27 protein-coding genes are annotated in these 26039 nt (G+C 47.3%); 21 read left to right on the top strand and 6 right to left on the bottom strand.

From position 1 onward, the window contains the following. Positions 1 to 190 precede the first annotated feature (190 nt). The 4 genes from tmpT to fliK all read right to left on the bottom strand — a co-directional run bounded on the left by tmpT (position 191) and on the right by fliK (position 3152). Entirely contained in the window at positions 191 to 829 is a 639-nt protein-coding gene (gene tmpT / locus B067_RS0112235) for a thiopurine S-methyltransferase (RefSeq protein ID WP_019530374.1), read from the bottom strand. 28 nt (positions 830 to 857) lie between these two features. Next, positions 858 to 1217, bottom strand: coding sequence for a thiol-disulfide oxidoreductase DCC family protein (locus B067_RS0112230; protein WP_019530373.1), 360 nt, complete (start codon positions 1215 to 1217; stop codon positions 858 to 860). A 202-nt stretch (positions 1218 to 1419) separates the two neighbouring features. After that, the gene (locus B067_RS0112225; protein ID WP_019530372.1) at positions 1420 to 1689 is read right to left on the bottom strand and encodes an EscU/YscU/HrcU family type III secretion system export apparatus switch protein; all 270 of its coding nucleotides are present in this window, start codon (positions 1687 to 1689) and stop codon (positions 1420 to 1422) included. Beyond that, on the bottom strand, positions 1686 to 3152 hold the full coding sequence (fliK, locus tag B067_RS0112220; RefSeq protein WP_019530371.1) for a flagellar hook-length control protein FliK: 1467 nt from the start codon (positions 3150 to 3152) through the stop codon (positions 1686 to 1688). The genes B067_RS0112225 and fliK overlap by 4 nt, the downstream gene beginning before the upstream one ends. Before the next feature lie 211 nt (positions 3153 to 3363). On the opposite strand from fliK, the gene ccmA reads away from it, so the two are divergent. After that, positions 3364 to 3984: a cytochrome c biogenesis heme-transporting ATPase CcmA gene (gene ccmA / locus B067_RS0112215; RefSeq protein WP_019530370.1), complete on the top strand. Its 621-nt coding sequence runs from the start codon at positions 3364 to 3366 to the stop codon at positions 3982 to 3984. Beyond that, positions 3977 to 4669: a heme exporter protein CcmB gene (gene ccmB, locus B067_RS0112210; RefSeq protein ID WP_019530369.1), complete on the top strand. Its 693-nt coding sequence runs from the start codon at positions 3977 to 3979 to the stop codon at positions 4667 to 4669. Before ccmA ends, ccmB begins: the two co-directional genes overlap by 8 nt. Positions 4670 to 4681: 12 nt before the next feature. Here the strand turns inward: ccmB and B067_RS22260 are convergent, their stop codons facing one another. Continuing rightward, positions 4682 to 4810 carry a hypothetical protein gene (locus B067_RS22260; protein ID WP_019530368.1) on the bottom strand — a complete coding sequence of 43 codons (129 nt, stop codon included), beginning with the start codon at positions 4808 to 4810 and terminating at the stop codon, positions 4682 to 4684. Between the two features lie 424 nt (positions 4811 to 5234). Between B067_RS22260 and B067_RS0112200 the strand changes: the two genes are divergently transcribed. From B067_RS0112200 to B067_RS0112135, 13 genes are all read left to right on the top strand, one after another. Beyond that, positions 5235 to 5969 (top strand): heme ABC transporter permease, encoded by a 735-nt coding sequence (locus B067_RS0112200; RefSeq protein WP_019530367.1) that lies wholly within the window; start codon positions 5235 to 5237, stop codon positions 5967 to 5969. A 56-nt stretch (positions 5970 to 6025) separates the two neighbouring features. After that, positions 6026 to 6256, top strand: a complete 231-nt coding sequence (gene ccmD, locus B067_RS0112195; RefSeq protein ID WP_019530366.1) for a heme exporter protein CcmD — start codon at positions 6026 to 6028, stop codon at positions 6254 to 6256. 6 nt (positions 6257 to 6262) lie between these two features. Beyond that, the gene (gene ccmE, locus B067_RS20370) at positions 6263 to 6823 is read left to right on the top strand and encodes a cytochrome c maturation protein CcmE (protein WP_019530365.1); all 561 of its coding nucleotides are present in this window, start codon (positions 6263 to 6265) and stop codon (positions 6821 to 6823) included. Positions 6824 to 6834: 11 nt separating this feature from the next. Continuing rightward, on the top strand, positions 6835 to 8823 hold the full coding sequence (locus B067_RS0112185; RefSeq protein ID WP_019530364.1) for a heme lyase CcmF/NrfE family subunit: 1989 nt from the start codon (positions 6835 to 6837) through the stop codon (positions 8821 to 8823). Between the two features lie 2 nt (positions 8824 to 8825). Beyond that, positions 8826 to 9413 carry a DsbE family thiol:disulfide interchange protein gene (locus tag B067_RS0112180; protein ID WP_019530363.1) on the top strand — a complete coding sequence of 196 codons (588 nt, stop codon included), beginning with the start codon at positions 8826 to 8828 and terminating at the stop codon, positions 9411 to 9413. After that, positions 9410 to 9880 carry a cytochrome c-type biogenesis protein gene (locus B067_RS0112175; protein WP_019530362.1) on the top strand — a complete coding sequence of 157 codons (471 nt, stop codon included), beginning with the start codon at positions 9410 to 9412 and terminating at the stop codon, positions 9878 to 9880. The genes B067_RS0112180 and B067_RS0112175 overlap by 4 nt, the downstream gene beginning before the upstream one ends. Then, positions 9873 to 11117 (top strand): c-type cytochrome biogenesis protein CcmI, encoded by a 1245-nt coding sequence (ccmI, locus tag B067_RS0112170; protein ID WP_019530361.1) that lies wholly within the window; start codon positions 9873 to 9875, stop codon positions 11115 to 11117. The genes B067_RS0112175 and ccmI overlap by 8 nt, the downstream gene beginning before the upstream one ends. A gap of 146 nt (positions 11118 to 11263) precedes the next feature. Beyond that, positions 11264 to 11788: a hypothetical protein gene (locus B067_RS0112165; protein WP_019530360.1), complete on the top strand. Its 525-nt coding sequence runs from the start codon at positions 11264 to 11266 to the stop codon at positions 11786 to 11788. Positions 11789 to 11963: 175 nt separating this feature from the next. After that, entirely contained in the window at positions 11964 to 12317 is a 354-nt protein-coding gene (locus B067_RS0112160) for a YkgJ family cysteine cluster protein (protein ID WP_026244618.1), read from the top strand. Positions 12318 to 12818: 501 nt separating this feature from the next. Beyond that, the gene (locus tag B067_RS0112155; protein WP_019530358.1) at positions 12819 to 13865 is read left to right on the top strand and encodes a DUF2235 domain-containing protein; all 1047 of its coding nucleotides are present in this window, start codon (positions 12819 to 12821) and stop codon (positions 13863 to 13865) included. Positions 13866 to 14025: 160 nt separating this feature from the next. Then, the gene (gene nhaA / locus B067_RS0112145) at positions 14026 to 15234 is read left to right on the top strand and encodes a Na+/H+ antiporter NhaA (RefSeq protein WP_019530356.1); all 1209 of its coding nucleotides are present in this window, start codon (positions 14026 to 14028) and stop codon (positions 15232 to 15234) included. 40 nt (positions 15235 to 15274) lie between these two features. Beyond that, complete coding sequence (locus B067_RS0112140; protein ID WP_026244616.1) at positions 15275 to 15697, top strand: potassium channel family protein; 423 nt, start codon at positions 15275 to 15277, stop codon at positions 15695 to 15697. Between the two features lie 152 nt (positions 15698 to 15849). After that, positions 15850 to 16467, top strand: a complete 618-nt coding sequence (locus tag B067_RS0112135) for a carbonic anhydrase (RefSeq protein ID WP_019530354.1) — start codon at positions 15850 to 15852, stop codon at positions 16465 to 16467. A 306-nt stretch (positions 16468 to 16773) separates the two neighbouring features. Here the strand turns inward: B067_RS0112135 and B067_RS0112125 are convergent, their stop codons facing one another. Further along, positions 16774 to 19572 carry a bifunctional aconitate hydratase 2/2-methylisocitrate dehydratase gene (locus tag B067_RS0112125; RefSeq protein ID WP_019530352.1) on the bottom strand — a complete coding sequence of 933 codons (2799 nt, stop codon included), beginning with the start codon at positions 19570 to 19572 and terminating at the stop codon, positions 16774 to 16776. 331 nt (positions 19573 to 19903) lie between these two features. Here B067_RS0112125 and B067_RS0112120 point away from each other — a divergent pair, with 331 nt between their 5' ends. The 6 genes from B067_RS0112120 (at position 19904) to B067_RS0112095 (ending at position 26020) form a co-directional block, all read left to right on the top strand. Next, positions 19904 to 20380 carry a DUF1289 domain-containing protein gene (locus B067_RS0112120; RefSeq protein ID WP_035802007.1) on the top strand — a complete coding sequence of 159 codons (477 nt, stop codon included), beginning with the start codon at positions 19904 to 19906 and terminating at the stop codon, positions 20378 to 20380. Further along, positions 20380 to 22221 carry a hypothetical protein gene (locus B067_RS0112115; protein ID WP_019530350.1) on the top strand — a complete coding sequence of 614 codons (1842 nt, stop codon included), beginning with the start codon at positions 20380 to 20382 and terminating at the stop codon, positions 22219 to 22221. The genes B067_RS0112120 and B067_RS0112115 overlap by 1 nt, the downstream gene beginning before the upstream one ends. A 37-nt stretch (positions 22222 to 22258) precedes the next feature. After that, complete coding sequence (locus B067_RS0112110) at positions 22259 to 22765, top strand: hypothetical protein (protein ID WP_156820822.1); 507 nt, start codon at positions 22259 to 22261, stop codon at positions 22763 to 22765. Beyond that, complete coding sequence (locus B067_RS0112105; RefSeq protein WP_476695840.1) at positions 22713 to 23390, top strand: MiaE family protein; 678 nt, start codon at positions 22713 to 22715, stop codon at positions 23388 to 23390. The genes B067_RS0112110 and B067_RS0112105 overlap by 53 nt, the downstream gene beginning before the upstream one ends. A gap of 83 nt (positions 23391 to 23473) precedes the next feature. Beyond that, entirely contained in the window at positions 23474 to 24661 is a 1188-nt protein-coding gene (locus tag B067_RS0112100) for a PilT/PilU family type 4a pilus ATPase (protein ID WP_019530347.1), read from the top strand. Positions 24662 to 24748: 87 nt separating this feature from the next. Beyond that, entirely contained in the window at positions 24749 to 26020 is a 1272-nt protein-coding gene (locus B067_RS0112095) for an EAL and HDOD domain-containing protein (RefSeq protein ID WP_019530346.1), read from the top strand. The last annotated feature ends 19 nt before the right edge of the window (positions 26021 to 26039 follow it).

Here is a 26039-nt window from a genome sequence, read left to right as displayed (position 1 = left end):
CGCCGTTATATAAGTGCTGTAATAATAGCTACTCTATAAAAAACCCAGTCAGCAATGACTGGGTTTTTTATTATGGTGGGAGTTTACGCTAGCGCTTAGCAAGCAGTAAAAATGTGTACGTCACTCATATGTAAAAACGAGAGTGTTTGGCGGGATAAATAAATCACCCGCTATTATCTTGCCCAATCGCTTAGCTGCGGCTTAGCAAGAAAACGCTTTCGGTCGCAGGGCATAGGCCTTTTAATCCACCTTCTACTGCCACCTTTTCTAGCAATGCTACGTTATATTTTTCCTCATAATGTTGCTGTACCTCCTCATCGCTAATGGAAAAAGGTGGGCCAGCTACCAGTTGCTGGTCGTACTGAAAACAAATTAACAGTTGCGCTGCTGTATTGGTGATTGTTGTTAAGTGTGCGCTATAGCGTTTGCGTACTTCTAACGGCAGGGCAACTAGTGCCGCTCTATCGTAAATAGCATCTACCGGCCCCAGCTGCTGTTTTGTTAAGGTAAAAATATCACCTACCCATAGCTCGATGTTTTTTCCTTGGTAGTGTTTTAAATTGCCGTGGTCAGTAACCTCAGCGGTAATCGCCAAATCCTCAAACAACTGTTGTACCGCCAGCTCGCTTAACTCGGCACCGACCACGTGCAGGCCGTTAGCCAACAGCCAAGCGATATCACGTGTTTTTCCGCATAGGGGTAAAAAAACACGGCTGCCCGTTGCCAGCTGTAATTGTTCTATATGTTTGACCAGTAAAGGGTTGGCTTCGGCTAGGTGAAAGCCTATTTCATTGTTCTGCCATTTTTGATGCCAAAAGTTTGCATCCATAATACGTCCTTAAATAATTGTTTGGTCGTTATAAACGCCCTTGTTTTTGTAAACGCCGGGTAACTTGCCAATGATAAATACGACTAACTAGTGGTTTAATAATAGGCAATGCTAGCAGCCATGCCAAGGGTTTGAGTAGGGTGGTTCTAGCCATGAGTTCTATATAGGCATCCATCTCAGATAAAATACCTTTTTGCTCGTGCTGTATATGTAACTCGGTGAGCGCTTTTTTAGGATTAATGCCTAGCGCCAATAATTCATCGTCTTTATTAGTGATGTCAAACCAGCAGATATCCTTATTGCCATCACCGGCAATTTTTTCATACTGGGTTCTATCTCTAACACAACTAGGGCAGGCGCCATCGTAATAGACGGTTATTTTGGGCATGGCATCAGTCTCTTGTTTGGAGTCGCTAGTTGATAGTCTCTAGTCGCTAGATGAAAGACGCTAGCGATAATGTTTTTTCTGTCATGCCGGGCCTCGACCCGGCATCTATGGATACCGGCGCAAGGCCGGTATGACTTTTTACTAGTGCCTACCCTCTAGTGACTTTCCGCTAGGAACTAGAGACTATTCACTAGCGACCGGATTAATCCGGCGTTTTACCCTGTATTTTATAAGCAAAAGCAATGACCTGTGCGATGCATAAATATAGTGTTTCGGGTATTTCTTCGCCTACGCCTATTTCGGCTAATAGGTTTAACAGCGGTGCGTTTTCAAATAGGGGTACTTTGTGTTCGCGGGCCAAGGCAATAATTTGTTCGGCGATATCGCCGGCTCCCGAGGCGGTGACGTTGGGGGCGTTGCTGCCATCGTAAAATAGGGCGACGGCTTTTTTTTCTTGCGGGTAGTCACTCATGTGCGTACATCCACTAAGGGCTGTAAATGTTGCGGCTGTTTTTTAGGTAGGCCTATTTTACAATCGACTTTTTTAACATTGACGCCAATTTTTTCCAGCCCTGTTCTTAAGTGGTCTATTTCTTTTTTAACCACGCGGTGGGCGGCTTCTAATTCAGACCATACCGTGGCCGAAACACTTTTGTCGATAACAATGAGCTCTACGCTCATTTTTCCGAGTTTGTGCAAATCAAAATCTAACATCACCTGCCATTGTTTCTTACCTTTATTTTTTTCCTTGTCGCTGTCTTGTTGATTTATTTTTATTTCGACATTGTCTACTTGTTTGCCTTGCATAATGGGCAGCTCTAAACTCCAACTGCTGTTTGGGCTGGCTTCGTTACTGCTTTGGCTGCGCGGGTTTAGGCTGTCGAGTTGGTGGAGTTGGGTTTTCGCTAAGGTAGCGAGCAACTGCCGCCCTAATTGCTGCAGCATGATGTCGACATTATCTTTGCTGCTAACGTTGCTGGATTTGGCTGTATTGCTGGCGTTTAGCTCTGGGCTTTTTAGCTGGCTGAGTTCTAATAAGAGTTTGCTGGCACTGTCATCTTGTGTGCCAGTGTGGCTGTTTTTTGCGTTAGCGGGGTTTATGGGCTTACCGATGAGTTGTTCTATTTGGCGTATCAGTTGTTGGGTTTTGGCTTTGCTGTCGGCATTAATAATGGCGCCATCGCGATTTTGGTAGTGTTGCTCGCTGGGTAGCTTGGCCAGTTGTTCGGGGTTGAGTTTGCTGTGTTGTTGGCTGCGGTTGCTGCTATCTATCACTAGGCGCTTTAATTTGCTTTCAAAAAAAGTGCCGCTATTAAGCAGGGCGCGTTTTAATTGTTTGGGGTCTTGGGCTTGGCTGGGGCTGGGTATGTTGGCCAGCAGGCTTTTAATGTTTTTGCTGATAGCTGCGGGCAGGGGGCTTTCAGGTGCTAGGCTAAGATGCTGTAGCAAGGGCAGTAGGCTTTTTAACGCAAGCTGCTGTGGCAGGGCTAAGCGCAGCGCGGTGTCAATAAGCTGCTGTACGGGCTGCGCGCTTTTACTCGTTGTTGCAGTAGTTTGCGGTGCGGTGCTGTTATGGTTTGGCGTGTTGGCGGCGGGTGGCTTGGCCGAGATTACACTGTTTTTGGCTGAGCTAGCTGCGATAATGGTGGCGCTGTTATCGGCATTGATTTGCAGTTGTATTTTGCTGCCCACCGTTAACGGCAGTTTGCTGATAATGTCTAGGGGCTTGCTGGCGGCTTCGCCGTTGTTATTGTTGGCTTGCGGTTGCAGGCGCGCTTGAAATTGTTCAACCTGTGCCTTGCCGTTATTGAGTAGCGGGCTATTGCTTAAGACGATGGCCTCAATCACGCCGGGTTTAAATAGGCTGCTATTGCTAACGGCGGCCGATTTAAGGGTAACGGTGCTATTGAGTAGATGATTGCTAAGCAGTGACATACCTTACCCGGTGCTAACTGGTTGAAAATGTATATAATATCCGCCAATGATAATAATGGCCGTAGGCCACAGCTTAAACCAAGCCTGCCTCACAATCATTGACAATTTTTCCGTACAGCCAGTATATCGGCTGCTGGAGCAGTAACTTTGCTTTAGCGTTGGCTGGCTGTTTTTTTGTAACCCTATTAGCAAGCTAGAAGGTGGCCGTTTTTTGTCGGTATTAATTGCAACACAGGCGCTAAACTGCGAGCGCGACGAAAGGCTGCTGGTGCAGCAGCTGAATCTGTCGGTGGCAGAGGGTGAAATCTATCAGGTGGAAGGCCCCAACGGCAGCGGCAAAACCACCTTGCTGCGAGTGCTGTGTGGTTTATCCTCACGTTATAGCGGTGAGATTTTTTGGCGCGGCCAAGCGATTAAAGCGGTGCGTCATCAATACTTGAGTGAGTTGCTGTATTTAGGGCATCAGTCGGGCATTAAATCGGTATTAAGCCCCAGGGAAAATTTACAATGGCACGCCGCCGTTAAGGGCGTGCAGGCTCATGATGCCATAGATGCCGCGCTGGCTAAGGTAGGCCTGTACGGTTATGAGGATGCCCCTTGTTACTCGCTATCGGCAGGTCAGCAGCGCAGAGTCGCTCTGGCCCGTTTGTTTATTAGCCATACACCGCTGTGGATATTGGATGAGCCCTTTACTGCCATCGACAAAAAAGGGGTGGCCGAGTTAGAGGGCTGGATAGTGCAGCATGCCCAGCAGGGCGGGAGTGTGCTGTTAACCACCCACCATGACCTCAATTTACCGATGACCTTAAATAAGGTGGTGCTAGGTGGATAATGCGCAGCTTTCCATCTGGGCGGGCTTTCGCGCCACCCTGCAACGTGACTTGCTGTTGGCCTATCGCCGCCGCAGTGATTTCGCCAATCCGCTGATATTCTTTTTAATTGTGTGCTCGCTATTTCCCTTAGGTATAGGCCCCAGCCCGCAGAAGCTAGCCGAAATGGCGCCGGGCATTATGTGGGTAGTGGCCTTATTAGCCTGCTTATTATCCAGCGACACCCTGTTTCGGGGTGATTTTGATGATGGCAGCCTAGAGCAAATGATACTCAGCCCGGTATCGCTGTATTTGCAGGTGTTGGCCAAAAGTATGGCGCACTGGATGCTCACCGGCCTGCCTTTGGCACTGATGTCGCCGTTATTAGCCTTATTATTACAGCTACCCAGCGCCGGGGTGCCGGCCTTGATGTTGAGTTTGCTGATAGGCTCGGCCGTGCTTAGTCTAATTGGCGCCATAGGTGCCGCTTTGACCGTAAGTTTACGCAAGGGTGGGGTGCTACTCTCGCTGATTATCTTGCCCTTATACGTACCAGTGCTGATTTTTGGTGTGGCGGTGGTAGAGGCGGCGATAGATGGCTTTGCCTATGGCGGTTTGCTGGCGGTGCTGGGGGCCATGTTGGCTCTGGCGTTGAGCCTGTCGCCTTTGGCTATAGCGGCTGGAGTCAAAATTAGTGTGGATAATTAATAGGCTGAAGGTTTAGCTGCCAACAATGCTAACAGTGACTATCAGCAGGGCGGATAGGGCGATAAGTGCAGCCACTAGGCGCTTGATATTGTTCATGGTGGCTTGATCTTGCTGCCGCGGTGTTAGGTTGTTGGCGTTCATGGGTTGTCACCTCGCGAGTGGGTTTATGGCTAAAGCTGATGAATAATTGCCCGTAGTGTATGTTTTTTGTTCGCCTTGGGTTTTGATATAGATCAGTCTTATGGCAGACATTGAGTTTCAACTAGGGCTTAGCAGACGTGCTTGCGGTGGGTGTCTTAATAACATGTTGCCGTGGGTGTCTTGTTAAGATGCTGGTGTCTTGATAGCGGTTAAGGCTACGTTGTTATTGTGGGTGTCTTGATAGCGTGCGTTGTGGGTGTCTTGATAGCGTGCGATAGCGTCTTAATATAGCGGGCTAGCACCCACTCGGTGGTTAATAATTGATATAAAAAGACTTTTAAGCCAAAGGCTGGGTTAGGTTAATTACTTGTGTGCTGGGTTTCTTGTATAATCGCAGCCCAAACGATAATGAGATTTTCTACTGATGTGGGCATTTTTTCACAAGCTGGGTTCGCCGCGCTGGTTTTATGATATCAGTGGTAAGTGGCTGCCGTGGTTATCCGTATTGGCTGTGGCCTGTTTGTTGATAGGCACCGTGTGGGGTTTGGCCTTTGCGCCGCCGGATTTTAGGCAGGGTAATAGCTACCGGATTATCTTTATTCATGTGCCTGCTGCGGCCGTCTCTATGGCCTGTTATATGGTGATGGCCTTTGCCGCCGCCATACACTTAATTTGGAAAATGAAGCTAGCCGATGTGGTAATGCGCAGCTGCGCGCCCATAGGCGCCGCTTTAACCTTTATTGCTTTGTTAACCGGCTCGATCTGGGGCAAGCCTACTTGGGGTACGTGGTGGGTATGGGATGCACGCATTACCTCGGTGTTGATTTTGTTCTTTTTATACTTAGGTGTGCTGGCCTTATACGAGGCTTTTGAAAATAGCGAGTCGGCCTCTAAGGCCAGTGCGGTATTAAGTTTGGTGGGTTGCGTGAACGTTCCCATTATTTATTGGTCTGTAGAGTGGTGGTATAGCTTGCACCAGCCCGCCACCATTAAACTAACCGAAGAGTCCACCATACACCCCGAAATGCTTTACCCCTTATTATTAATGATTAGCGGTTTCTATGCCTTTTTTGTGGTGGCTTTATTATTGTTTAGCCGCAGCGAAATTTTGTATAGAGAGCGCAAAACCAAATGGGTTAAAGCTTTAGCCGCGGCCTAGCCGCGACAGTAGCATCACTTATAACAACGGCAATAGCAGCAATAAACAGGACGCACATGTATTTCGAAAATGTAGCAGCACTGCTGGCAATGGATGGCCATGGCCCCTATGTGTGGGCAGCCTATGGCATTACCGCTGTGGTTTTGCTGTTAGTGATCATCAGCCCGCTAATGCGTAAACGTCGTTTGTTATTACAGCAGCGCATGCAATTGCGCCGCGAACAGTTGCCGCTAGGCTCTCAAGCCTCTGCTGAGCCCAGCACACTCGATTTATCTAACCAGGGTTAAGTCACTATGCATCCAGTGCGTAAGCAGCGTTTAATCGTTGTATTGTTAATTATTACCGGTAGTGCTTTGGCGGTGGCTTTGGCCGCTTATGCTTTGCGCGCCAATATCAATTTGTTTTATCCTCCCGCCGAAATAGCGGCGGGTAATGTGCCTATAGGCAAAAACATACGTGCCGGCGGCATGGTGCTAGAGGGCAGTGTTAAACGTGACCCCAATAGCTTACGGGTAGATTTTGTTGTTACCGATTATAGCGCCAATGTGCCGGTGACCTATGTGGGCATACTGCCTGACTTATTTGGTGAGGGGCAGGGCGTGGTTGCCTCTGGCCAGCTGAATGCGCAGGGCGTATTTATTGCCACCGAAGTGTTGGCCAAGCATGATGAAAATTATATGCCGCCGGAAGTACAATCGGCGTTAGATGATGCGCAGTTAGCTTCTAAGCAATCAACTATTGAACAATCAAGCTCTGAGCAATCAAACTCTGAACAATTAAACTCTGAGCAATCAACGTCTAAACAAAAGCCAGGCGACAACTCCGCCGACACCCCCGCCGCTTCTTCTTACTAATAGAGCTTACTATGCTGCCAGAATACGGACACTTCGCCTTAATATTAGCCTTGGCTTTAGCACTGTTGCAGTCGGCCTTACCTTTACTGGGGGCCATTACGGGCAATCGCGCCTTAATGGCCACTGCCAGATCATTAGCGGCGGGGCAGTTTGTTTTTATCACTTTGTCATTTATCGTGCTCTGCGTTTTATTTTTACAAAGTGATTTCTCGGTGGTGTTGGTGGCTAGCCATTCTAATACCTTATTGCCTGATATTTTTAAATTCAGCGCGGTATGGGGTAACCACGAAGGCTCATTATTATTGTGGGTGTGGATATTATCGCTGTGGAGTATGGCGGTAGCGCTGTTTAGCCGGCAATTGCCGCTGGATATGGTGGCGAGAGTGTTGTCGGTTATGGGCATGATCTCGGTAGGTTTTTTATCCTTCTCGTTGTTTACCTCCAACCCTTTTACACGGCAATTATTTAACGTGCCCAGCGAAGGCGCCGACCTCAACCCTTTGTTACAAGACTTTGGGTTGGTGATACACCCGCCTATGTTGTATGTGGGTTATGTGGGATTTTCGGTGGCTTTCGCCTTTGCTATTGCTGCGCTAAGCAGTGGCCGTTTAGATGCAGCATGGGCGCGTTGGTCGCGGCCGTGGACTAATATCGCTTGGGCCTTTTTAACCGTAGGCATAGCCTTGGGCAGCTGGTGGGCCTATTACGAATTAGGTTGGGGCGGCTGGTGGTTTTGGGACCCGGTAGAAAACGCTTCGTTTATGCCTTGGATAGTCGGCACAGCGTTAATTCATTCTTTAGCGGCCACCGAAAAGCGTGGTGTGTTTAAAAGTTGGACGGTGTTACTGGCCATTATCGCTTTCTCATTAAGCTTACTGGGTACTTTCTTGGTACGCTCGGGCATATTAACCTCGGTGCATTCTTTTGCTGCAGATCCCGAGCGCGGCATGTTTATTTTAATGTTCTTGTTTTTAGTGGTGGGTGGCTCCTTAACGCTCTACGCTTTGCGCGCGCCTACCGTGGCCAGCCGCAGCCATTTTGGTTGGCTATCCCGCGAATTATTTTTATTGATTAACAATGTGCTGTTGTTAGCAGCCATGCTAACAGTATTGTTTGGCACCTTGTTCCCCTTAATTGTGGATGCCATGGGCCTTGGTAAATATTCAGTGGGGCCGCCGTATTTTAATGCGGTGTTTGTGCCTATTATGGCTTTACTGTTTGTGTTTATGGGTATAGGCCCCAGCGCGCGCTGGAAAAAAACCAACGCATTGTATTTGCGTGGCCAATTATTAATAGCCGCCTTGGCTAGTATTGTTTGTGGTTTGTTGTTCCCTTTCTTGATGGCTGAAAGTTATAACATTGCGGCCGCGTTGGCGGTGTGTTTTTCACTGTGGTTGGTGTTGAGCATGGTGGTGGATATACGCGAAAAAACCCGCAATGCGGGCTCTCTAGGTAAAGGCTTACGGCGTTTAAGCCGTGCCTACTACGGCATGGTGTTAGGCCATGTAGGTATGGCGGTGTGTGCCTTAGGCGTATGCTTAACCAGCCAATACAGTGTTGAGCGCGACCTGCGCATGTTGCCTGGCGATATCGCCGACATGGCAGGCTATCAGTTTGAGTTTAAAGGCTCGAAAAAAATTCAAGGTCCTAACTACGACGGTGAGCAGGGCATTATTAATGTGCTGCAAAACGGTGAGCTAGTCGCCACACTTAATCCTGAAAAACGCCGGTATTTTGCCCAGCAAGGCCAGGTAATGACCGAAGCCGATATAGACCCAGGTTTTATGCGCGACCTCTATGTTGCCATGGGTGAACCCTTGGGCGGTGGAGCTTGGGCGGTACGCCTGCACTACAAACCCTTTGTGCGTTGGATGTGGCTGGGCGCTTTAATTATGGCATTCGGTGGTGTGCTGGCGGTTTTAGATAAGCGCTATCGTGTAAAAGCTACGGCAAAAAATACCTCGGCGGCCAGCGCGGCTGCAACTCTTTCTATAGGTTAACTATGACTAGGTTTAAATTATTTATCCCACTCATTATTTTTATGTTAGTGGGCTCTTTTTTTTATAGCACCATGGGCCGTATTAGTGAGGGTGATTACGACCCGCAAGCGTTGCCTTCGGCATTATTAAATAAACCGCTGCCCAAATTTACCTTGCCCAAGTTAGAGAATGATCAGCAGGTAGTGCAAGCTGAAGATTTGTTGGGTGATATTGCCCTAATCAATGTGTGGGCTACGTGGTGTCCTTCCTGCCATATAGAGCACCCCTACTTAAATTACCTGGCAAGCAAGTTAGATGTGGTGATTTATGGCATTAATTACAAAGACGAAAATAAAGAGGCGTTGCGCTGGTTAAAAAACAAGGGCAACCCCTACCGTTTTAATATTGTTGATGCCCAGGGCAAGCTGGGTTTAGATTTAGGCGTAACCGGTGCGCCTGAAACCTATGTGATAGATCACCGCGGTTTTGTGCGCATGCGCCATCAAGGGCCTATGACAGGCCAAGTGTGGTCACAAAAGTTTTTACCCTTAATCGAACAATTACAGCAAGAGCGTGCAGACTATAGCCAGCAGGAGCCTAGCGACGGATGAGATTATTATTGGCATTAAGTTTATTGCTGTTGTCGCTAACAGCGACTGCGGTAATAGAAACTTACCAGTTTGATAACGAGGTACTGCGTAAGCGCTACCAGCATTTTACCCAAGAGTTGCGTTGCCCCAAGTGTCAAAACCAAAACCTGTCGGGCTCTAACTCACCTATCGCACAAGATTTGCGTAACGAGTTACATCGCCTGTTACACGAGGGCTATAGCGATCAAGAAATCACCCAGTTTATGGTGCAGCGCTACGGCGAATTTGTGTTATACCGGCCGCCGTTAAACAAACAGACCTTGGTGCTGTGGTTAGCGCCGGCACTGTTTTTATTATTGGCGGTAGTCGTCGTAGTATTGGTGATACGCAAACAAGTGGCCGCGAGAAACACGGAAGCCAGCGAGCAGCTAAACACGCAAGAACAAGAAAAATTAAAGCAGTTACTAAAGAGGCGCGACCATGAGTGAATTTGTAGTGGTGGCAACCTTGTTGTGCGCCTTGGCGCTGGCCTTTGCGTTAATGCCCTTAGTGGTACACCGGCGCACCCGGCAACAACAGCAACAACGTAGCGAGGCCAATGTTTTAGCCTTTGAGCAACGCTTGGCCGAGCTCACCCAAGAGTGCGAGCAGGGGGCTTACAGTGCTGAAGAGTTCGAGGCTTTAAAAGCCGATTTACAGCATCGTTTATTAGATGATGTCCCTGAGCAAATCAAAGCTAACACCTCGTCTATGCCACTATGGCCTTGGGTGTTGGGTTTGTTATTAGCCCTACCATTGGCGGCCTGGTCTTTATACCAGCACACCGGCGCCCAAGCAGAAATCGCAATAATAGAACAGATGCAAAGGGTAGAGCAGGCGAGTGACGAGGCGCAGCTACAACAGCAAGCCAGCCAGTTGGTGAGTCAGTTGCAGCAACAGCTGGCTGATAATCCTGATCAGCCGCATCACTGGATGTTATTAGCGCGTACCCAAATGCGTTTGCAGCAATACGCCGCTGCTGAGCAAAGTTTTAAATCTGTATTAGATGTTGCTGGCGAAGCGCCGGTGGTGATGGGCTTGTATGCTCAAGCCCGATACATGGCGCAAGGTCGCCAGCTGGATGCCGTGAGCCAGCGTATTGCCGAGCGTGCGTTAGAACTACAGCCTAATAATGGTACCGTGTTAGGCATGATGGGCATGGCCAGCTTTGAGCAGCAAAATTTTCCGCAAGCCGTACATTATTGGCGGCGTTTATTGACCTTATTAGATCCGCAATCGCCAACCGCAAAAATGATACAGCAAGGGGTAGAGCAGGCTAATGCCATGATACCTGAGCAGGATGGGCAGCAAGAGAGGCAGCAAGTTGAGCAAGCGGTTAGCAGTGGCCCTGTCATTATGGTGAAGGTCAGCATAGCGGCGACGTTACATGCAGCCAGTGATGCGCCGGTGTTTATTTATGCCAGAGCCATCAACGGCCCAAAAATGCCTTTAGCGGTGGCCCGGCTTACCGTAGCCGATTTACCCACCACCGTACGCTTGGATGAAAGCATGGCCATGGCACCGGGCATGAGCTTGTCAAAATTTGCCCAAGTTGAAGTTGTGGCGCGTATATCGTCGCAGGGTATAGCTAATGCTGCGGCGGGCGATTTACAGGGGCTGGTTGGGCCTGTGGATAGTGCTGGGGAAGCTGTGGTTGAGTTGGTGATTGATGAGGTTTTGGAGTAGGCGGTTGTGGTGTTTTCAGAAATGTAAGTATTACAACTTCTGCTTTGTTGATCTTGGAGGGTGGTTAGTTGTTTAAACAAAGGAATGGTTATAAATGGATCTGTTCTGTTTAATCGGATGTTTAGTATTCTCAAGCGAGATCGAGCATGGAGAATTTGAATTTAATTGTCGAAGGTTTTTGTAAGGGAGTATACGATTCAGATGTGAGCGGTTCTGAATGGAATAAAGTTTTTAAGTACATATTAGAGAATTACGAATCACTAAGCTTTAACCGAGATAGAGTGCATACTCTATGGACAGTAAACGGTGGCCATCTCCGTCGTAAGGTTGAAAACGATGAGCTTATAGCAAGTGTTTTAACGCTAGTTCTTCCGGGATACGAGGGAGAAGGCATGATTCTATACAGAGGCGAATGTAGGTTTCTTTACGAACAAAATAAAATTGGCTTTTGCTGGACCTCAGATTTCGAGGTCGCATCCATGTTTGCTAGCGGTTTAAATGCGATTGAGTCCGGTGGCGTATTACTAAAAGCCTTTGCCCCAACCGCTGCCATCTTGTCGGAGCCAAATAAGCACAGTGCCAAGCAAATGCAAGAATTTGAGCATACATGTAATCCATACTTGCTAGAAAATATAGTGTTGGTTTATGCATTTGAGAAACTTTACACTTAACAGACAATGCCTAAAAATAATGTCAGTGTCAGTGTCAGTGTCAGTGTCAGTGTCAGTGTCAGGTTTCACGTATCACAAACTATCCAAATAATACTCCCCCCCAAAAAATCATCAGCCTTGAATACTTAAAACACGGAACAACAATGACAGCAATCTGCATAACAGGTGGGCATAAGTGACCGACGACCGCTACATCATCGCGCGACTACGCGAAGAAATCCCGACCTTTGAATGCATTCCCGGCTGTCACGATTGTTGTGGGCCGGTAACGACTTCTTCAGAAGAAATGTCACGCCTGCCGGTGAAGTCTGATGCGGAGCATGAGGCGGCATTAAATGAGTTTAACTGTGTGCACTTAGGCCCAAAGGGTTGTGAGGTATACGGTGAACGGCCACTGATTTGCCGATTGTTTGGTACAACCCCCAAAATGGCCTGCCCAAACGGCTGTCGCCCCGAACAGATGGTTGAGCCTGAGGTTGAGCATCAAGTGCATCAATTCATCGCTAGTACGCGGCAAGTTTTGGTGTAGGGTATTAATGAATGCCACTATATTCGCACCGTGATAGCACGGCTGTCTTAACAAAAATCGCCTAGCTTTTTACGGTTAAAGCGTTATAAATTTCAGCGGTGTCGCCTAGGCGCTGCTATAGTCAATATTGCAAGCTGTACCAGGGTTGGTTCAGGTTTGTTGTCCTGTTTTCTCAAGCCTCCGCTAGTTCCCTATAAATACAGCGTTCTAGAACAATGTCCTAGAATAACGCCCTAGTACAATGCCCTAGACCATGCCCTAGATAGTTACGGCTATAGCTCTGATAAAAATGGTGCCGGATTATGTTTGCTAACTAGCTATTCGTAGTCTTTGAATCCGCTAGATCTGGCCGTGCTATATTCTGAAGTAAGGGGTATTTTTACCCTTGAAATTGAGGGTGTTAATAACTATAACGTAGGCAATAAGCGACACAGCTAGGCCAAGTGTGGCAATGGCTGCTGGCGTTAGTGTTAACAAGCAATACGGATATTGAGAGCAATCATGAAAAAAAGAATTGTGATCTGTGCCGATGGCACGTGGAATAAACCCGAAGAAGACCTCAGTGAGGACTTCCCCACCAATGTGTTAAAGCTCGCTAGAGCCATTCAGCCCTTGGCTAAAGAAGCGCAGCAGCTTATCCCGCAGCAGGTCTTTTACGATTGGGGGGTAGGCTCTTACCACGATGCGTTTGTGGGCGGCGCTACTGGCCGCGGCCTGCATAAAAATATCATGGACGATTATCGTTATATCGTCCAAAACTACTCGCCGGGGGATGAGATTTTTTTATTTGGCTTTAGCCGCGGTGCCTACACCATACGTTCGCTCTGTGGCTTAATTAACAATTGCGGCATTATTAAGCGCCCGGATGCCGCGTTAATACAGCAGGCCTTTAACCATTATAAAAAAAGCGGTGCGGCCTATGCCCCTAGAGGGGACAAGTCTATCTTGTTTCGCCAGCAATACTCTCAGCCTTCTAGGGAAATAACCTTTGTTGGGGTGTGGGATACAGTAGGCGCTATGGGCATACCGGTGTCGTTTTTAGGCTTGTTTGAAGATAAGGATGAATTTTACGATACCAAAATAGGTAGCAATATACGCATCGCCAGACACGCCATGGCTATAGACGAAAACCGCAGCGACTTTGAACCGACCATTTGGCAGCCCCAGCCTAATATGGATATACAACAAGTTTGGTTTGCCGGTGCCCACAGCAACATAGGGGGTAGTTATAAGCCCGATAAAGATGGCAGCCTACTTTCGGACACCCCCTTGCTGTGGATGCTGCAAGAGGCTAATAAGGCGGGCTTAGCCATAGAGCCCCATATCATTCAAAATGCCAAGCCCAGCCCCTCGGCCACCTTATATAATTCACGGCGTAGTTTTTATAGGGTTAAAAAGCCTTATTGGCGTGAGATTGATCATGGCCAAGATGCTGTATTAATTCATGACTCGGTTAAGCAGCGTTGGTTAAAAAACGACAAGTATCGCCCTAAAAATTTGCAAGCCTACCTGGATGAGCACGGCTGGCCAGAATTGCTTGTAACTTGATCGGTTTGAGCTTTTGTTTTCAACAGTGCAAAAAACTTGTAAGCTTATCGGCCCAGCTCAGCTGGCAACAGTGGCTATTGACCTTACTGTTTAGACTTCAAGTTAACTCACAACTTAGCTTAGCCCTAAGTAAACCCCCAAGTAAGTTGAAAGCGATTATATGAGCTCAGACCCGCAACCGTTAGACCCCAAGTCTTTTGTGCAACGTTTTTTCCAATTTGAAGCTGCAGGCGGCATTATTTTAATGCTGGCAGCAGTGGCGGCGCTAATTTGCGCCAACACAGAGTTGCGCCAGTATTACAACTTACTACTAGGCACACCGGTAGAGATTCGAGTAGGAGCCTTACATATAGCTAAGCCATTACTGCTGTGGATAAATGACGGCTTGATGGCGGTATTTTTCTTTTTGGTGGGTTTAGAGCTTAAGCGTGAATTATTAGAGGGTGAGCTTAGCGATAAGCGCAATATTATTTTGCCGGCAGTAGGTGCTGTAGGCGGTATGGTAGTGCCAGCGTTAATTTACCTTTACTTTAATGCCGATGATCCTATAGCCGCCCAAGGTTGGGCCATACCAGCCGCAACAGATATTGCTTTCGCGCTAGGGGTATTGTCGCTATTAGGTTCGCGTGTGCCGGTGAGCGTCAAAATATTTTTAACCTCGCTGGCAATTTTTGATGATATCGGCGCCATCATTATTATCGCTATATTTTACACCTCAAAAATTTCTACTTTGGCGTTAGTGGTAGTGGCTTGCTGTTTGCCGGTATTGTTTATTATGAACCGTAAGCACGTAGAGTCGCGTAGTAGCTATATAATAGTAGGCGCTATTATGTGGGTAGCTATGCTTAAATCGGGCGTGCATGCCACCTTGGCAGGTGTCATTCTGGCTGTTTTTATACCGATACGATCCAAGAGGGATCCGAAGTATTCCCCCTTAAAAAGCCTAGAGCATGATTTGCATAGCGCAGTAGCTTTTTTTGTATTACCCGTTTTTGCTTTTGCCAATGCCGGTATTAACTTATCTAAAGTTGGGATGGAGCAGCTGTTACATGATGTACCTTTGGGTATAGCCCTGGGCTTGTTTGTGGGTAAGCAGGTAGGTGTATTTTTACTGTGTGCATTAGTGATTAAGCTGGGTATTACCCGTATGCCTAACAAAATGAACTGGTTGAGTTTATATGCCACGTCGGCGATTTGTGGCATAGGTTTTACTATGAGTTTGTTTATCAGCTCTCTGGCCTTTGAGGAGACCGGTGTGAATTTATTATTTAATGAGCGTTTGGGTATCATAATCGGTTCTTTACTATCCGGTATCGTCGGATATATTTTGTTAAAAATGAGCTTGCCCGATAAAAAAGAAAACGCTTAGGCTTTGATCTTTCAGCGTTAAAAAACATGGGGTGCTAACGGTGTTTATAGTCTCTATCATTATCACTGTTGTGGTAGCTACATCGGTGTTAATACATTATGAGTTTTTGGCGCGCATGTCCTCGTATTTATTGACGTGGTCTTTTAACCCGCGCTACCGCATTGTTACTGGTGTGTTAGTTGCCTTGGTTGCTCATGCTATAGAGATATGGCTTTTTGCTTTCACCTATTACGCCATGATACAAACAGGGTGGTGGGGCAGCCTGCAGGGCCATGTTGATGGCAGTTTCTTAGATTGTGTTTACTTTTCTTTTACCAGCTATACAACATTGGGCTTTGGTGATATTTACCCAACTGCTGAGCTGCGATTTTTAACGGGGGTAGAGTCTTTAACTGGCCTGGTGTTAATTACTTGGACGGCTTCCTTTTTATACTTAGCGATGGAAAAGGAGTGGGGTAAGTAATAGCTGTACGTGTGCCGTTTTTTTAGCGGATTAGTGAGTGGTGCAGTTTTTTAACTTTGTTTATACTGCCCAGCAATATTGTTGGCATAGCTCCAAACAATAATGTAGGGGTAATCCCGATAAGTAGTAATGTTGATGACTAAGAGGCTTATATGATTACAGCACTAGAGGCACTAACTCGCTTAAAAGAGGGTAATCAACGTTTTACCAGTGATGATGATAGAGCCAAAATGTCCACCATTAATCGTCGCAATGAGTTAGTGGGTGGGCAGGCACCCTTCGCGATAGTATTGGGCTGTTCCGACTCGCGCGCGCCCGCCGAAATTATTTTTGATCATGGCTTGGGTGACTTATTTGTGATTAGAGTTGCGGGCAATATCGTTGCGCCTTCTGGTATCGGTAGCGTGGAGTTTGCCGCCGAGCAGTTTGGTACGCGTTTAGTGATAGTGTTAGGCCATTCTGATTGTGGCGCCGTGAAAGCGACTATTGATCAATTAGATTTGCCGGTAGATATACGCTCAAAAAACCTGCGCTCTATTGTTAATCGTATCAAGCCGGTGGTAGAGCCTCTACTCAACAAAAGGCAGGGCTGTGATGAGCGCGAGTTTTTAGATTTTGCGGTAAGGGCCAATATAGAAGCTTCGGTGCAGCAGTTGCGCCATGGCTCTGAAATATTAGAGGATTTAATACGCAACGACGATTTGATGATCGTGGGTGCGGAGTATTCTTTAGAAACCGGCGTAGTAGATTTTTTTGAGGTGCCGGAATAAAAACATCGCAGGCGATGAGCGGTAAGCTTTAAGTTGTAAGCTTCAAGAGGGAGTTAATAAGGCTGCAGTTGCAGCTTTTTTTATGCCTTGTGTTTGGTGGTTGGGAGGGGATTATTTTAGTTCCTAGTTCCTAGTTCCTAGTTGCTGATTTGTAAAATTGACTGTTTATTTTGCATCGTCGCTCCTGCGCAAAGCTGGCCCTGCGAGATAGAGCCTGCACATTCTGTGCATAAAAAAGCCCCGCAGCCTGTTACCTTATCATCGGTGGCCTGCGGGGCTTTTTATGTGCTAATTAAAAATCTGTAGTTAGCCTACAATTCTCACAGGCTCAGGCTCAGGCTCAATGCTCAGATCTTGTGAAGGTGGCACGAAAGAAGTCAGGTTAATTCCGGCAACGGCTTCTTTGTACTCTTCCAAGCTTGGGAAGCGACCCAGAATGGTAGCCAGTACAACCATTGGGGTGGAGCCCAGCAGGGATTCACCTTTCTTCTCGGTGCTGTCTTCTACGACACGGCCTTGGAACAGGCGAGTAGAAGTAGCTAGAACGGTGTCACCAGGTTCTGCTTTTTCTTGGTTACCCATACACAGGTTACAGCCAGGGCGCTCCAAGTACATTTTGTTTTCGTACTTGGTGCGGGCTTCCTGCTTAGGATTGCTGTCGTCGAATACAAAACCCGCGTACTTCTCCAGCAGCTCCCAGTCGCCTTCAGCTTTTAGCTCGTCAACGATGTTGTAAGTGGGTGGAGCAACGACTAGAGGTGCTTTGAAGACGATGGGGCCTTTCTTCTCTAGGTTACGCAGCATCTGAGCGATGATTTGCATATCGCCTTTGTGAATCATACAAGAACCTACAAAGCCCAGATCTACCTTACGGCCGTTGTAGTAAGAAGTGCTACGAATCACATCGTGGGTGTAACGCTTGGAGATATCTTCGTTGTTAACATCTGGGTCAGCGATCATGGGCTCGTCGATAGCGTCCAGATCAATAACCACTTCGGCGTAGTACTTGGCGTTGTTATCTGGCGCTAGAGCAGGCTCTTCACCAGATTTGATCCCAGCGATACGCTTGTCAGCTAGATCGATAAGGCCTTGCAACATGTTGTCGCGGTTTTCCATGCCTTTGTCGATCATGATCTGGATGCGGGATTTAGCCAGCTCCAGAGATTGGATCAGGGTGTCGTCGGTAGAAATACAGATAGAAGCTTTCGCTTTCATTTCTGCAGTCCAGTCAGTGAAGGTGAAGGCCTGATCGGCCAGCAGGGTGCCGATTTGCACTTCAATGATACGACCTTGGAATACGTTTTCGCCCTTGAACTGCTTCAGCATCTGCGACTGAGTGGCGTGTACGATGTCACGGAAGTCCATGTGTGAGTGCATGTGGCCCTTGAAGGTAACCTTCACAGACTCAGGAATGGGCATAGCGCATTCGCCAGTCGCCAATGCAACAGCAACAGTACCGGAGTCAGCACCGAAGGCGACGCCCTTAGACATACGGGTGTGAGAGTCACCACCGATGATGATGGCGCGGTCGTCGACAGTGATGTCGTTGAGTACCTTGTGAATGACGTCAGTCATCGCGTGGTAAGCGCCTTTAGGATCACGGGCAGTGATTACACCGAAATCGCTCATAAACTTCATCAGGCGAGGAATGTTTACCTGCGCTTTCTTGTCCCATACCGAGGCCGTGTGACAGCCAGACTGGTAAGCACCGTCAACGCTAGGCGAAATAACGGTAGCCGCCATAGACTCCAGCTCTTGCGACGTCATCAGGCCAGTGGTGTCCTGAGAGCCTACGATGTTCACTTTAACGCGAACGTCAGAGCCCGTGTGCAGTGGCGTCTTAGAGGCTACGCCTACGGCATTGCGGTTGAATATTTTTTCAACCGCGGTGAGGCCCTGGCCTGAGTGAGAAATTTCTTTAGACGGTGCGAATACGGTTGGCGCTTCAATACCCAGTGCTTCAGCAGCGAAGGTTTGCAGCTTCTTGCCGAAAGTCAGCGCGTATGAGCCGCCAGCTTTCATGAATTCAACTTTCTGAGGTGTGAAGGCTGCAGATACGTCAACCAGCTCTTTGTCACCGTTGTACAGCTTCATGGCTTTGGTATCGATGGTCAGCACCGTGCCAGTCGCTACTGAGTAGGCTTCTTCCAGTACTGCATCGCCGTTGCCGTCAGTGACAACATTGCCGCTGGCGTCGGTTTTCTTAACCCAGTTTTTCAGGTCCAGGCCAATACCGCCGGTTACATCAACCGTGGTTAGGAAGATGGGCGCAATACCGTTAGTGCCGGCAACAACAGGCGCTTTGTTGACGAAGGGGATGTAAGGTGAGGCTTTTTCACCCGCCCACAGTGCCACGTTGTTGACACCGGACATGCGCGAAGAACCAACCCCCATGGTACCTTTCTCAGCGATCAGCATCACTTTAGCATTGGGGTGCTTCTTGCCCAGAGCAACGATTTCTTGCTGAGCTTTAGGGGTGATCATGCACTGGCCGTGCAGCTCACGGTCTGAACGAGAGTGCGCTTGGTTGCCTGGCGATAATAGGTCAGTAGAGATATCACCTTCGCCGGCGATGTAAGTAACAACGTCGATTTTCTCTGGGATGTCGGCCAGTTTGGTGAAGAATTCGGCTTGCGCGTAGCTTTCTAGGATATCTTTGGCGATGGCGTTGCCTGCTTTGAGGGCTTCTTCAAGGCGAGTCGTATCAGCTTCGTACAGAAATACCTGTGTTTTCAGCACTTCGCCAGCTGCTTGAGCATTGGCATCTTCAGACAGAGCGATGTCCAGCAGCGCTTTAACAGACGGGCCGCCTTTCATGTGAGACAGTTGCTCCAGAGCGAATTCAGCATTGATCTCAGCAATCGTTTCGTTACCCAGTACGATGTCTTTCAAGTACTGTGCTTTAACGCCTGCGGCAGGGGTGGTGCCTGGGAGAGTGTTGTAGATAAAGAACTTTAGGGAGTCTTCACGGTGTTCATGTGCGGTGTCTTTGATTTGCTTGATAATCTCTGACAACAGCTCGGCGCTGTCAATCGGCTTTGGGTTTAACCCCAGGTCCTTGTTACGGATTGCGATTTCTTCCAAGTATTCTGAATATAAACTCATTCTAAACTCTCACAGCAGGCAATTGTTATGGTTTACTCATCTCTGGCCAGGGTCGCTGGCGGATAAGGCTATCGGTGGCACACCACCGATCGATTCTAAGGGTGGTTTTGTGTGTTTTTACTCAAAAAAGCACCCCAATTGTCGCACCGATTATACTTAAAAAGCGCTACCAAGTTAAGGTGGCCGCTATCATCAATGGGAATGATCGCTATTCACCGAGATAATTCAGCAAGTTTATTCCGTTCAGGATAGTAGCAGGTTAAGATAAGGCTTTAGTATTTTTACATATCGTTCCAAGCCCATTTAAACCCATAACATTAAAGATCTCGCTGTGCCTACAAATCTTTTAAAAACTGTTAAAACCCCCTGTATAGGGGTGTGCTCCACAGGTATAGGTGATGCGGTTTGCCGTGGCTGCAAGCGCTATGCCCACGAGGTGATAAACTGGAATAGTTATAACCAGCAGCAAAAACAGTTGATTGATGGCCGCTTGACCGATTTCTTGTCGCAAATAGTGGCGAGTAAGCTAACCGTGGTCGATGCCGAGAAGCTGCGCTGGCACTTGGATACCCAGAATATCCCCTACGTCGCGCATAAGGGTTCTTATACCTGGGCCTATGAGTTACTTAGAGCTGGCGCCAGCCAAATAGACTGCGTAGACGACTATGGTTTACAACTAGATGCCCAATACCGCGGGCAAAGCCTAGTGGCGTTAAGGCTGGCTATAGATAACGAATTTTTCATTTTGTCGCAGGCGCATTATGAGCGCTATTTTGATGTGGCAAGCACACAACAAGTGACGGTGTAATGATTATATTGAAACGCTACCTAGCCCCCATACTGTTGTTCGCACTGTTGTTATTACAGGCCTGTGGTGGCGGTGGTGGTGGTGGCGGCTCCGCCCCCATTGTGCCATCGGTAGGCAACAGTGCCAGCACCGATAAACACGATCCTTTTAGTGGTGGCTTTACGTCTATCCAAACCACCATCAATAATGAATCCTCTGTTACCTCCTGCGATAGCCTAGTGGGCCCTCCTGCGGGTAGTACGCTCACAGGCAAGGTGACGTTTCAGCGCGTTCCTCTGTTAGGTGTGGGTTTAAGCTATGGTGCGGCTACAAGTGCGCCAGCTAGGGGGGTAGTGGTTGAGGCCGTGTCGGTGGCTGCAGGCAGTTGCAGTAATACTGTTGTAGCCACTACTTTAAGTGATGGTGATGGTGATTACGGTTTTTTGCTGCCGCTAACGCAAGCGGTTTGTGTGCGTGCGCGGGCGCAGATGTATCGCTCGGGTTTGACGGGTGGTGGCTCTTGGGACTTTCAGGTTAGTGATAATAGCCGGAGTAATTCGCCGTATTATTTGCTGGATAATAACCCTGCAACTGTAGCTGATGCGCCTATTCGTGATTTTGATGCAGGGTCAGGCTGGAGCGTAGCTAATAATCGTTATACCGGCACCCGAAGCGCCGCGCCCTTTGCTATTTTAGATTCAAACTGCCATGCCTTAGCGAATGTGTTGACCGCGGATAGTGGTGTTAGCCTGCCCACGCTTAATTATCGCTGGAGTAAAAATAACAACGAGGCCGATGGTGATGCCTCTGATGGCGATGTTGGTGGTGCTTATTTTAGTGTGACTAATAAGCTTAGCGGCTCCACGGTTATCGACCAGGCTATAGAAATATTTTTGCTGGGTGATGATGGCTTTGATACCGACGAATACGACCAACATGTGATTACCCATGAGTTTGGCCATTACTTAAGCTTTGCCGAATCACGTTCAGACTCCTTTGGCGGCAGCCATTCTTTGGAAGATAAGCTGGATATGACGGTAGCTTTCGATGAGGGTTGGGGGGATGCTTTTTCAGGTATAGTATTGAAAGGAGTGGATTCTTCACAGCTACTTAGCACGGAGGTGTATCAAGATACCTACGGTTTTGCTCAGCAGGGGGCTTTTAAGTTTAGTCTCGAAAATTATAGTGATAGTAGCTCCACTGATGTCGATGGCTGGTTTGATGAATCATCGGTTTTTAAAATTATTTATGATTTGTTCGACCCCGACGAAGGCTCTGGCTTCGATCGCCTAAATTTTAATTTTAGCCAGCTCTATAGCAGTTTGGTGGCCATAAAAAACACCAAGGCTATGGTGTCTATTTATAGTTATATAGACAGATTAAAAACGGATAATGCTGGCGATGCTGCAGCTATAGATACGCTGATTGCCAATGAAAGCCTAGTTGTTAATGATAAGTATGGCACTAGCCAGCCTTTACCTACGGGCTTGGTTGCCAATAACAACGACGACGTTACGCCTGTTTATAAAACGGCGACTGTAGGGGCTAATACGTCGGTTTGTTCCAATACCCAGTTTGGTGCGTTTAACAAATTATCGGTAGCGCGCTACGTTAAATTTAACGCGCCTTCATCGCGTAGCTACACCTTAAGCTTATCGCCTACAAATAATGGCAAGCCAGTGATAGAGGTTTATAAATCTGGCAGTTATATCGGCGGCGGTGAACGTAGCACGCCCAGTGTTTTGAGTTTTACTCTTACTATGTCATCTGGCGAACATGTTTTTGCCATTTATGATGGTGATAATATTTTGGATGACGCGCAATCCAATGTGCGCAAATGTTTCACCTTGCGAGTCAATTAATATGTGTTTAATTACTAGATTGAGAACAATACTTAGCGTGCTGTTAGTGTCAGTGGCCGTTACTGGCTGTAGCACCGATAGGCGCGATAACGCTAGCAGTAATACACAGATAAATCAGCAGCAGGGCCGTATAGTGCTTGCCGAAAAAAGTGTAATTAACAAAGGCGCGGGTATTAAACTGAGTTATAGTGCCGAGGGCGAGGTGCTGGTGGGTAATGAAGTACGTGTGGCATTACGCTTTACGGCACTGCCCAGTCAGCTTATAGACTTGCAGTTTGCCGATAACTCGGCGTTTCACCTGTTGATAGAAAAACAACAGCAGTTACGCACAGACCATAATGGTGCGTTAAACCTAGAATTAGTTTTTGTGCCTCTGCAGGCGGGGAAAATGTATATTAAGTTTTTTTCCCATAGCCAGCGTGGCGGCCAAGTAGTGCCGCAAGTGTTTAGCATTCCCGTGTATGTGGGTGACGAGGAAGGGCTGGTGCCCCATGAATCTTCATCAGAGTCGCAGCCCATTTTTATGCCTGCCAACCGTATTTAATCGCTATAGTTTTGATTTAACCATGACAGATATTTCTCATATACAGGCGTTTTTACTCTGTGAAACACCTGATGCCTGGGTGCAGGCGGCAGTAAAAGATTTACGTATCATCTTAATCGATCACGCCACCAATGAAATGAAGGCCGCGCAATCGGCCATGACCTTGATTAGTAAAAACCCTCATAAACTAGACATACTTAACAAGATGTCACGCCTAGCTAGGGAGGAGTTGCTGCATTTTGAGCAAGTGTTAAAAATACTCAAAAATCGTAAAATTGCTTATCAGTCCATCAAGGCCAGCCCCTATGCGCTTACTATGGTAAGGCATGCGCGTAAGGGGCAACAAGAATCGCTGGTTGATACCTTGATTATAGGCGCGATTATAGAGGCCCGTTCTTGTGAGCGTTTTCATAAGTTAGCGCCCCATTTAGATGAAGAGCTAAGCAAGTTTTATTTGTCGTTGTTAAAGTCAGAGGCTAGACATTACCAAGATTATCTTGCCCTAGCAGAGCAATACAGCAGCGAACCTATTGCTGCCAGAGTGGATGTGTTTTTACAGCTGGAGCAGGCCGCAATACTAGGTCCCGATCCTTTATTACGCTTTCACAGCGGCGTACCCGTTTAATACTTGTCGCTTCGGCATAGGCGTCTATTCTTAAGGCGTCGCTAATTTTACCTATTTCACGAATGTTAACTAGGAATTGATGGATGAGCTTTGATGATTACTTGCGCATACTGGCCAGCCAAGATGGGTCGGATTTATATTTGAGTACCGGGGCGCCACCCTGTGCCAAGTTTCAAGGGGTGTTAAAGCCTATCGATAAAGTAGCGATGAAACCCGGCGATATAGCGGCTATTGCTGCTGAGATTATGGATGAGGAACAGCGTCAAGAGTTTGAACATGAGCTAGAAATGAACTTGGCTATATCTATACCCGCAGTGGGCCGCTTTCGTATTAATATTTTCAAGCAGCGCAATGAAGTCTCTATCGTTGCCAGAAACATTCAAATAGACATCCCCAGCTTCGATGACCTTAAGCTACCGCCTATACTGAAAGACGTTATTAATACCAAGCGTGGTCTGATTCTTTTTGTAGGTGGTACTGGCTCGGGTAAATCTACCTCTCTGGCGGCGTTGATAGACCATCGCAATAGCAGCAGCGGCGGCCATATTATTACCATTGAGGATCCCGTTGAATATGTGCACAAGCATAAAAAGTGCATAGTCAATCAACGCGAAGTCGGGGTGGATACCCGCAACTGGCACAACGCCTTAAAAAATACCCTAAGGCAAGCGCCTGATGTGATCTTAATAGGCGAGATACGCGATAGAGAAACTATGGAACATGCTCTAGCCTTTGCCGAAACAGGTCACTTAGCTATATCGACGCTGCATGCCAATAATGCAAATCAGGCCTTGGATCGTATAATTAATTTTTTCCCAGAAGAGCGTAAGCCGCAATTACTCAATGATTTGGCGATGAATTTACGGGCTTTTGTGTCGCAGCGTTTGGTGCCCACGATTGAGGGCAAGCGCTGCGCCGCGGTAGAGATTTTATTAGGCACTAACACGATACAAGAACTTATTTTGCGTAATGAATTCGAAAGTATTAAAGCGATTATGGCTAAGTCTGAAAACTTAGGCATGCAAACCTTTGATGCGGCTTTATTTAAACTCTATCGCGAGGGTCGGGTATCTCTAGAAGATGCGCTTAAAAATGCTGATTCCGAAAACAATCTGCGGCTGCGTATTAAATTGGCGGATAAAGGGGAGGACCCCGCCGCTGATTCGGCTGCTGCGGCGACTACGCCTACAGGAGGAGGGCTTAGCCTAGAGGCGCTTGCCGAGCCAGAGCAGGATGATGACCCTTTCGCCGATTTTAAGCCCAAGTCTTAAAGGGCTATGTAAAATTACCTATATTAAGTATTTGGGTTTATATGCTTTAATTTCCATTACAACAGACACCTTAACGCCGATTAATATATGAAAGATGATAAGTCTATCAAGCAGCCAAACAGTGATGTCAGTGGCCATAGTCGCGAGCATGGCGGCGCGCTGTTAGCTAGACAGCCTATATTCAACAACAAGCAAGCGCTGTTGGGCTATGAGCTGTTATGCCGTTCCGCCGATAAAACTCTGAGTAATGCGCAGGCTACTGCCGATGTGATTGTTAATGCTTTTTCGGAAATGCAGATACAGGACGTGGTTGGCGAAAAGCTCTGCTTTATTAACTTTTCCTCAGATCTGTTGCATGTGTTGTTACCGTTGCCTTCAAAGCGAGTGGTTATTGAGATATTGGAGTTTACTCAAGTTAATGATGATTTAATTGCTACCGTTAAGTTGTTAAAGGAAAAGGGTTATCAAATCGCGCTGGATGACTTCCAGATAGATAGTGAATCTATCAAGTTACTGCCCTATGCCGATATTGTGAAACTAGATGTTTTGGCTTTGGGGCAAAAAGTCACGATTGAGTACTTCGAAAAGCTTAAAGACATAAAAGACTTGAAGCTATTGGCCGAAAAGGTTGAGGATCACGACACCTATAATTACTGCCTGGATTTGGGTTTTGATTATTTCCAAGGTTACTTTTTCGCCAAACCTGACCTGATTAACGGTAAACGCATTAAAGAAAATAAGCAGGTGTTATTGCGTTTAATGGGTATGCTTAATAATCCCGATGTTAAGGTTGATGAAGTTGAGCAAACGTTGACCTTGGACCCAGTGCTGAGCTTTAAAATGCTGCGCTTGGTTAACTCGGCCAGCATGGGCTTAAGTAATAGGGTTGAATCCATTAGGCATGCCATTACCATTATCGGCTTAGAGCGCTTGCGTTCTTGGTTGATGCTAGTGGCACTGGCTAGCTTGTCCGATAAGCCTGAGGCACTTTCTTTAAAGGCCTTAGAATATGCCAAAATGTGTGAGCGCTTGGTGGAAAAAATTCACGGCGAAGAACATGCTAGAAACGGTTTTTGTTTGGGTTTGTTTGCATTGTTAGATGCTTTTTTAGATGTATCCATGGAAAAAATAGTGCCTAATTTATCGCTGTCCCACAGTTTGACCCAAGCTTTAATGGGTAGGCAGGGCGAGTACGGTATTTTGTTGGCTATCGCTGAGGCCTTGGGCGAAGGGCGTTGGGATGACATCAATGAAGCGTATTTAAAGGCGCAGGATATAAGCTTAGATCAATTGATGCATATAAAGTTAGAGGCGGAATATTGGTCAGAACAAACCCTAGAGACGCTTAGCCAATTATAGTTGGCTTATTGCGCAATCA

Origin of the sequence: Dasania marina DSM 21967 (assembly GCF_000373485.1) — a bacterium.
GTDB lineage: Bacteria > Pseudomonadota > Gammaproteobacteria > Pseudomonadales > Dasaniaceae > Dasania > Dasania marina.
This window is presented reverse-complemented; position numbering and strand designations above follow the sequence as displayed.

Coding starts and splice junctions, on each gene's coding strand:
- B067_RS0112095 (WP_019530346.1), top strand. CDS start 24,749: ATGAAAGATGATAAGTCTATCAAGCAGCCAAACAGTGATGTCAGTGGC.
- tmpT (WP_019530374.1), bottom strand. CDS start 829: ATGGATGCAAACTTTTGGCATCAAAAATGGCAGAACAATGAAATAGGC.
- B067_RS0112105 (WP_476695840.1), top strand. CDS start 22,713: ATGAATCTTCATCAGAGTCGCAGCCCATTTTTATGCCTGCCAACCGTA.
- B067_RS0112185 (WP_019530364.1), top strand. CDS start 6,835: ATGCTGCCAGAATACGGACACTTCGCCTTAATATTAGCCTTGGCTTTA.
- B067_RS0112175 (WP_019530362.1), top strand. CDS start 9,410: ATGAGATTATTATTGGCATTAAGTTTATTGCTGTTGTCGCTAACAGCG.
- ccmI (WP_019530361.1), top strand. CDS start 9,873: ATGAGTGAATTTGTAGTGGTGGCAACCTTGTTGTGCGCCTTGGCGCTG.
- ccmD (WP_019530366.1), top strand. CDS start 6,026: ATGTATTTCGAAAATGTAGCAGCACTGCTGGCAATGGATGGCCATGGC.
- B067_RS0112125 (WP_019530352.1), bottom strand. CDS start 19,572: ATGAGTTTATATTCAGAATACTTGGAAGAAATCGCAATCCGTAACAAG.
- B067_RS0112155 (WP_019530358.1), top strand. CDS start 12,819: ATGAAAAAAAGAATTGTGATCTGTGCCGATGGCACGTGGAATAAACCC.
- B067_RS0112100 (WP_019530347.1), top strand. CDS start 23,474: ATGAGCTTTGATGATTACTTGCGCATACTGGCCAGCCAAGATGGGTCG.
- fliK (WP_019530371.1), bottom strand. CDS start 3,152: ATGTCACTGCTTAGCAATCATCTACTCAATAGCACCGTTACCCTTAAA.
- B067_RS0112135 (WP_019530354.1), top strand. CDS start 15,850: ATGATTACAGCACTAGAGGCACTAACTCGCTTAAAAGAGGGTAATCAA.
- B067_RS0112180 (WP_019530363.1), top strand. CDS start 8,826: ATGACTAGGTTTAAATTATTTATCCCACTCATTATTTTTATGTTAGTG.
- B067_RS0112225 (WP_019530372.1), bottom strand. CDS start 1,689: ATGAGTGACTACCCGCAAGAAAAAAAAGCCGTCGCCCTATTTTACGAT.
- B067_RS0112200 (WP_019530367.1), top strand. CDS start 5,235: ATGTGGGCATTTTTTCACAAGCTGGGTTCGCCGCGCTGGTTTTATGAT.
- B067_RS22260 (WP_019530368.1), bottom strand. CDS start 4,810: ATGAACGCCAACAACCTAACACCGCGGCAGCAAGATCAAGCCACCATG.
- B067_RS0112165 (WP_019530360.1), top strand. CDS start 11,264: ATGGAGAATTTGAATTTAATTGTCGAAGGTTTTTGTAAGGGAGTATAC.
- B067_RS0112230 (WP_019530373.1), bottom strand. CDS start 1,217: ATGCCCAAAATAACCGTCTATTACGATGGCGCCTGCCCTAGTTGTGTT.
- nhaA (WP_019530356.1), top strand. CDS start 14,026: ATGAGCTCAGACCCGCAACCGTTAGACCCCAAGTCTTTTGTGCAACGT.
- B067_RS0112115 (WP_019530350.1), top strand. CDS start 20,380: ATGATTATATTGAAACGCTACCTAGCCCCCATACTGTTGTTCGCACTG.
- ccmE (WP_019530365.1), top strand. CDS start 6,263: ATGCATCCAGTGCGTAAGCAGCGTTTAATCGTTGTATTGTTAATTATT.